Annotated in this window: 5 protein-coding genes and 1 pseudogene; 2 read left to right on the top strand and 4 right to left on the bottom strand. The window is 64.0% G+C overall.

Translation table 11 applies throughout. The features are described from left to right. Positions 1-315: pseudogene (locus HP499_RS18660) on the top strand (hypothetical protein); the annotation flags it as partial. Between the two features lie 32 nt (positions 316-347). Here the strand turns inward: HP499_RS18660 and HP499_RS18665 are convergent. The 4 genes from HP499_RS18665 to HP499_RS18680 form a co-directional block, all read right to left on the bottom strand. Continuing rightward, on the bottom strand, positions 348-1,376 hold the full coding sequence (locus HP499_RS18665) for a hypothetical protein (RefSeq protein ID WP_172325672.1): 1,029 nt from the start codon (positions 1,374-1,376) through the stop codon (positions 348-350). Between the two features lie 137 nt (positions 1,377-1,513). Next, complete coding sequence (locus HP499_RS18670) at positions 1,514-3,247, bottom strand: helicase HerA-like domain-containing protein (protein ID WP_172325668.1); 1,734 nt, start codon at positions 3,245-3,247, stop codon at positions 1,514-1,516. Between the two features lie 3 nt (positions 3,248-3,250). After that, positions 3,251-3,769 (bottom strand): GNAT family N-acetyltransferase, encoded by a 519-nt coding sequence (locus tag HP499_RS18675; protein WP_172325669.1) that lies wholly within the window; start codon positions 3,767-3,769, stop codon positions 3,251-3,253. 57 nt (positions 3,770-3,826) lie between these two features. Then, a complete protein-coding gene (locus HP499_RS18680) occupies positions 3,827-5,833 on the bottom strand; it encodes an FAD/NAD(P)-binding domain-containing protein (protein ID WP_172325670.1) in 2,007 nt (668 codons plus the stop codon). A gap of 288 nt (positions 5,834-6,121) precedes the next feature. Between HP499_RS18680 and HP499_RS18685 the strand changes: the two genes are divergently transcribed. Next, on the top strand, positions 6,122-6,676 hold a 555-nt coding region (locus HP499_RS18685; protein ID WP_172325671.1), incomplete at its 3' end, for an ABC transporter permease subunit.

Genomic DNA, 6,676 nt, shown 5'->3' on the forward strand with positions numbered 1-6,676 from the left:
ACCGGCCAGAAGCTGGACGATCGTTGGGGCGACCCCACGCAGCTGAAGATTTCTTCCACTCCGCCGGAGCTGCTGGTCTCCGGTGGCGGCACGTCAGTGGGCTTGCTGCGGACCCTTGAACTTTCTGCCGACGTTCCCGAGGGCATCCTTCACATCACGGCCCGCGCCGCTGCCTGTGATGGCCCCGAAACTGAGGACGGCGAAATCCCGGACCACGCAGCGTGCCACCTCTACCAGCAGGACTGGGGTATTCCCGTGGTCCTGCAGGCCGACGGTGAATCCGAGCTGGTGCTGGACCTGCGGGGCATGGACTAAGCCCTACAGACGGGAAGGGCCGGGCGGGCGGCCTAGAACGTCAGCATCGGGGTGACCGTCACGGTGTCGCCGCCGACGTCCAGTTGGGTGGTGAAGCTGAAATCGTGCTCCACGTTGAGATCGTTGACGTACCCGCTGAACAGGTTGATTTCCCGGGCGGTCAGGGTGGCCTTGCCATTGAGGGGAGCCACCACCCACTTGCCGCCGAAGGGTTCGATGGTGATCTTGGGGTACTCGGTGATGGCCCACTTGATGGTTCCATCCACTACACGGGCATTGCTGGCGTGGTAGAACGGGCAATCGGGCTGGAGCCGCTGCTGTTCGGTGGCTTGGGCGGCGCAGTTGTCCAGGAACTCCCGGACTTTGCCGGCGACGGCTTCGTTCATGGACTTGGTGGACCGCGTCTGCAGGTTCAGGGGCGCCTGGCCGCCGTCGCGCGTTGATACTAGGGCGGAGGTGGGCGGTGCTTCGAAGAAGGTCCCGTTCAGGCTGGCCTCATACTTGCCGGGGAAGAAGACGGCGAACGTGTTGCGGCCGTTGGGCATGTTGACCGGAACCCCATTGAGGGTGGCTTCGCTGGCGTTGACCACTGTCACTTCAATGGTGGGCAAGGTGGTGGGCACAAACGCCCACTTGGCGAAGAACAGCCACTGCGTCCCGGTCCGCTCCATCAGGAACTCGGTGGTGAGTCTGCTGCCATCCAGGGTGTAATCGACCGGCACTGCTACCCGGTTGTTGCCCCGTGATTCCGGGTTGCCAACCTTGACGTCGGATAATTTGGAAGCGGCAGTCTGCAGGGCTGTGCCGTCCAACATGGCAGCATTCGAGCTGGGCACCTTGGCCCGCAAGAGACCCAAGGCCTCTTCGCCTTCGCCCTTCTGCAACGCCGCCAGATACTCTTTGACGGGTTGTTGGGGGCTGGCCACTGACGAGCTCACCAGGTTGATGCAGACGATGGCCCCGGCGGCAGCAAGCATCAGACCGAGCAGCCATCCGGCTGCGGTCTTGACGAATGCTTGACTCAACTGCACGCCCTTTACGTTACCTGCCACGGCAGCGATCACTGTGCAGGAAGGCCACGTTACGGCGAATGTCCACCGATTGGAGAAGGCACGACGCCGGGCGGCAGCAACCATCGCTGCCGCCCGGCGTCGTGCTTAGGGAAGCAAGCCCGAACTCTTAGGGAAGCAAGCCTGAACTAGCGGCGACGCCGTGAGGACGTCCCGAACACGCCGCGCATGAGGTCGCGGCCCAGTTGCGTCCCCATGGACCGGACCATGCTCTTGAGCCCGCCGCCCAGAGCACCGCCGAGGGCGCCGGCAATGTCGCCAAACATTCCGTCTTGGGGGGACTGTTGCTGCGGTGCCGGAGCGGGAGGCGCGGGCAGGCTTGGGTACGACTCAGGGGCGGAGGACCGCGAGCTGGGACGGCCCAGGATCTCTTCCTCGATCCGGCGGGCTTCGGCATCGATGTCGGCCTGTGAACCCCCGGAACCCCCGGAAGGCAAGGACGTAGACGTCGGCACCGGAGGCAATCCCGGCGCAGCGTCCCCGGTGGGCGCGGCTGCTTGGCCATTGAGTTTCTCGTAGGCGGAGAGGTTGTCCACGGCGGTGCCGTACTTGACCAACAGTGAGGACGCCGCAACCGTACTGCGAATGAGGTCCTCTGTGCTGGGGCCCATCACAGATTCCGGAGCGCGGAGCCGGGTCAAGGCAACGGGCGTGGGTGCGCCTTTCTCGTTCATCACGGTAATGACGGCCTCGCCGATGCCGGCGGAAGTGAGTGTCTCTTCGAGGTCGTAATCGCTGACGGGGAACGTGGACACCGTGGCTTTCAACGCCTTGGCATCCTCCGGGGTGAAAGCCCGGAGCGCGTGCTGCACACGGTTGGCCAGTTGGCCGAGGACGTCGGCCGGAACGTCCTTGGGTGTCTGGGTGACGAAGAAGATGCCAACGCCTTTTGAACGGATGAGACGGACGGTGGTCGTGATGGCTTCCAGGAAGGCCTTGGAGGCACCGTTGAAGAGCAGGTGTGCCTCATCAAGGAAAAACACGAGCTTGGGTTTGTCCAAGTCCCCGGCTTCGGGCAGGTCTTCGAACAGGTCGGCCAGGAGCCACATGAGGAACGTGGAGAACAGCAAGGGCTTGGTCTGCAGCGTGGGGAGTTCCAGGCAGCTGATGACACCGCGGCCGTCCGGTGCTGTGCGGAGGAGCTCTGCGGTGTCGAATTCCGGTTCGCCGAAGAACTTCTCCATGCCTTGTGCTTCCAAGCCAACCAGCTCCCGCAGGATGACGCCTGCGGTGGCTTTGGACAACCCGCCAAGGTTGGCCAACTCGGCCTTGCCTTCATCCGAGGTGAGGAATTGGATGACGGCGCGGAGGTCCTTGAGGTCGATCAGCTCCAGGTTGTTCTTATCCGCGAAGTGGAAGATCAACTGGAGGCTGGATTCCTGGGTGTCGTTGAGGTCCATGATGCGGGAGAGCAGGATGGGCCCGAACGAGGTAATGGTGGCCCGGACGGGAATGCCGTGGCCATCTCCGCCGAGTGAGAGGAACTCCACCGGGAAGTTCTTGGCCTGCCAGTCCTGCCCCAACGCCGAGGTGCGGGCCGTCAGCTTCTCACTGCCGGTGGCCGGCGTCGCCAATCCTGACAGATCACCTTTGATGTCCGCGAGGAAAACCGGGACGCCCGCCGTCGACAATTGCTCGGCAATCATGTGCAGCGTGACCGTCTTGCCGGTGCCCGTAGCGCCGGCCACCAGCCCGTGCCGGTTCATCATGGCCAGCGGCAAGCGGACTTGGGCCTCTTTATGGATTTCGCCGTCAACAATCGCGGCACCCAGCTCGATGGTGGCACCCTCCAAGGTGTAGCCCTGCTGGATGGTGGCGAGTTTTTCGGCAGTTGTTGCAGTGGTTTTGTTGGCCATGCGCATAGCTTAGCTGTGCGCGGCAAGATCCTTGCTGAAGGCCAAATGCTTGATTTCCTCGGGGTCTGCCGCGAGGTCGAACAGCGCCTTGTAGCCGGTGGCGAGGTAGAGGTTTTTTGCCTCCGGCTGGCGTGGCCCGGTGGTGAGGTAGAGCTTCCGGTAGCCCCGGCGTCGGGCTTCATTTTCCAGTTCCGTCAGGACCAGGCGCGCCAGGCCGCGGCGCCGGTGGGCCGAATGCGTCCAAATCCGTTTGAGCTCGGCCGTGTGTTCGTCGTAACGGCGGAACGCGCCGCCTGCCACGGACTCGCCGTTCTCCTGGATGATGACCAGCGCACCGTGCGGGGCCTCGAACTCCTCGGCCGGGTAGCGGTTCAATTCCTCCGCGGCCCCTTCGCTGCTGAACAGGTCCCCGTAGCGGGTGTTGTATTCGACGGCGAGCTCGTCCAGGAGCGGACGGACACGGGGATCGCGCATGGGCAGCCTAAGGACGTTAAGGCCCGACGTCGGCAGGGTTGGCGTTGTGGTCATGTCAGGCCTTTCGTAGGTGGAACCCAAGTAAGTAGCAGTTAATGCCGTTTTGAGCGCTCATAACGGCGTTAACTGCGACTCAGTTGGGCGGGCGGCAGCCACGGTGGACAGGATCCTCCGCGCCAAGGCGTCGTTTTCCCGGAAGGGCGCCGCGTTGGTGTTGGGCCGGGCGAACGCTCCCGCACCCCAGCCCGACGTCCACGGACCCACCGCGAACATACCCTTCCGGTGAGTACCAACAGGGGAAACGATGCGGTGATTCCCGGAAACCAGGAGTTTACCCGTGGAGTGGGCGCCCTCGGAGGTGAGCAACCGTTGTTCGGTTCCCCACCCGGCCTGGTGCAGGTCAGCCAAGGCGGGATTCGCGGAACGTTCCACGGAGGCGGACGGCAGCCGCGCCTCAACGTACGCTGATGCATCCACCACTACCGGCGACTGGAACGTCCCGGCCACGAACCTGCCCATGGCGTCATCGGCGCGCACCCACATGCCGGGGCCCAGGAATTTCAGGAACCCGGCCTTATGCAGTGCGAGCATCTCACGCAACCGGTGGGACGGCGGCCCTGAGTCCACGAAACTGAAGAAGCCGTGCCACCAACCATGGATGGTCTGCTGGGAGCGGGCGTTGAGCCGTTCTTGCGGGACCAAACGGCCCAGGTCCATGTACACGAACAACAACGCCGTGAACAGGGCCAGGGTCTCGGAATGGTCGGGACTGGTCCGCAGGTCAAGATCGCGCTGGATGTAGGCTGCCACGGAACGCTGGACCGAGTCATGATCGGCGAAGGCGCAACCGCTCAGGGGATGGTCCAGCTTTTCGAGGTCCAGGCGCAGTGCGGGATCCGGAACGGAGAAGGCCACCAGTTCTTCGCGTCCGGCGCTGTACCAATCGACGGCGTCGAACCTGGACTCAAAGCTGCTCCAGGTCCCCAGCACCCGCTCCGGGTAACCCGTGAACAGCTCACGGTAATAGGCGTAGCCGGCGTCTTTGGCGATCAAAGGCCACAGATGCTCGCGGAAATCGAGCTCCTGGTGCGTGGCGAGCAGGGTCTCGATTGCGGAGGAAGTGAAGTACCGCGGCTTGGCAATCGGTTCACCGCGCAGCGTTGAGGAGATCTTGGAGTGGTACGGCACACCGCGTCGGGACCCGGCCCAGACCCGCGGTTCGGCGCCGGAGGGCACATAGTGGAGTTCGCCGTCGGGCCCTTCGTCAAAGCGGCCGCCACGGCCCTCAAACAGCAGGACCACCAAGTCCACGAACGCCAGGCCCATGCCGGAGACAATGACGTCCTGCCCGGCTTCAATCGCCGAGTAGTCAACGTCTGTGGTGTACGACGGCGGCGCATGGAACCCGCCGTGCCGGGCGGCGAACTCACTGAGCCTGGCGGATTCGGGATCCGGCAGGGAATCGGTGTGGCCCAAGGCGTAAACCACGACGTCGGCAACCACCTCGGCGCCCGAAGCGAGCCGCACGCGGTGCGTGGCGTCGTCGTGCCTGCCGGCAGCGTCAGAAGAGGCAGCGTCAGAAGAGGCAGCGCCAGAAGAGGCGGTGCCAGCTGAAGCGCCACCGTCCAAGGAACGCCCGACGCCTGTGGCGGTATCGCGATGCACCGTCACGGTGATGTCGGGGCCCAACGAGGACACGGCCCGGCGGAAGAACCACTCAAGGTACTTGCTCTGCAGTTGCCGGGTGGGAAAGGAATCGGGGGTCAGCGAGCGGAGTTGTGCGAGCAGGTGCGGCTCGAACGCGGGAACGTCCCGGATGCTGCCATCGAGTACTCCTGCCGCCCAGGCGGAGAGCCCGGGTCCCTCAACCGAAGGCCCGTCGCAAGCTACTGAGGCATCCGTGAACATGGTGACGTCCGCGGCCGTTGAGTTCAGCAGCAGCCCGGGATCCTGGTCATAGCGCCAGATCCTCCCGGAGCCGGGTTCATGGGGTTCGATGACGTGGATCTCCAACGGTCCGGCGAACAACTCCGGACGGTTGGCTGCGAGCCGTTCAAGGACGCCGGCCGTGCGCGGGCCGCCGCCGATGAAGGCGATGGCGGGTACTCGTGACGGCATGGGATCTCCTGAAAAGCAGCGGTTGGTGATGCCCAATCTAGGGACGTTGAGGTGTGCCGGTCGAGGCGGCGGTAACCGCCGTTCACCACGCGTCACGTCGCGTTAAGACGCGCAAAGAAGGGACTCATATGGCTCCTGATGACGAGGATTGTGACGCCCTGCGAACCTCTGAGAAGCCCTGCGAAGTCCAGTGAAGAAGTACAAATTCCCGCCTTGCTGCCGGGTTTCACGCGCCCATAGATTGACAGCCATCCGATAGAGAACAACCGATCTGAAATGAGGTGGCGCATGAGTGCAATCGCACCGCCTGCCACGGCGGAAACGTCACCGCCCACCCCGGACTACTCCGGCTATCAACTGGTCCCTGCCCGCCACCCGTGGCGTTGGGTGGGCACCGTCCTGGTGGCCGCCGGCGTCGCAGCCATTGCTTGGTCCCTGGTCACCAACCCCCGCTGGGAGTGGGGAGTGGTGGCCGAATGGTTCACGGCCCAGTCGGTGGTCAACGGACTCATCGAGACCCTCAAGCTCACAGCCATCTCCGGGGTCCTTGGCTTTGTCCTCGGTTTCATCCTGGCCCTGATGCGCCTGTCCGCCTCACCGCTGCTGGTCTCGGTGTCCTGGACGTTCTCCTGGATTTTCCGCTCCACGCCGCTGCTGGTCCAGCTCCTGCTCTGGTACAACCTGGGCTACCTGTACGAGAAAATCAGCTTGGGCATCCCCTTCACGGACGTCCGCTTTTTCGAAGCCCAGACCACCACGCTCATCAGCCAGTTCGCCGCCGCAGTCCTGGGCCTGACGCTGAACCAGGCCGCCTACTCCGCGGAAATCATTCGCGGCGGCATT

Source organism: Paenarthrobacter sp. CM16, from assembly GCF_013179505.1.
GTDB lineage: Bacteria > Actinomycetota > Actinomycetes > Actinomycetales > Micrococcaceae > Arthrobacter.

What these genes read in the sequence shown, in the direction of transcription:
- HP499_RS18670 (WP_172325668.1), bottom strand. Translation starts at nt 3,247, where the DNA reads ATGCGCATGGCCAACAAAACCACTGCAACAACTGCCGAAAAACTCGCC.
- HP499_RS18675 (WP_172325669.1), bottom strand. Translation starts at nt 3,769, where the DNA reads ATGACCACAACGCCAACCCTGCCGACGTCGGGCCTTAACGTCCTTAGG.
- HP499_RS18680 (WP_172325670.1), bottom strand. Translation starts at nt 5,833, where the DNA reads ATGCCGTCACGAGTACCCGCCATCGCCTTCATCGGCGGCGGCCCGCGC.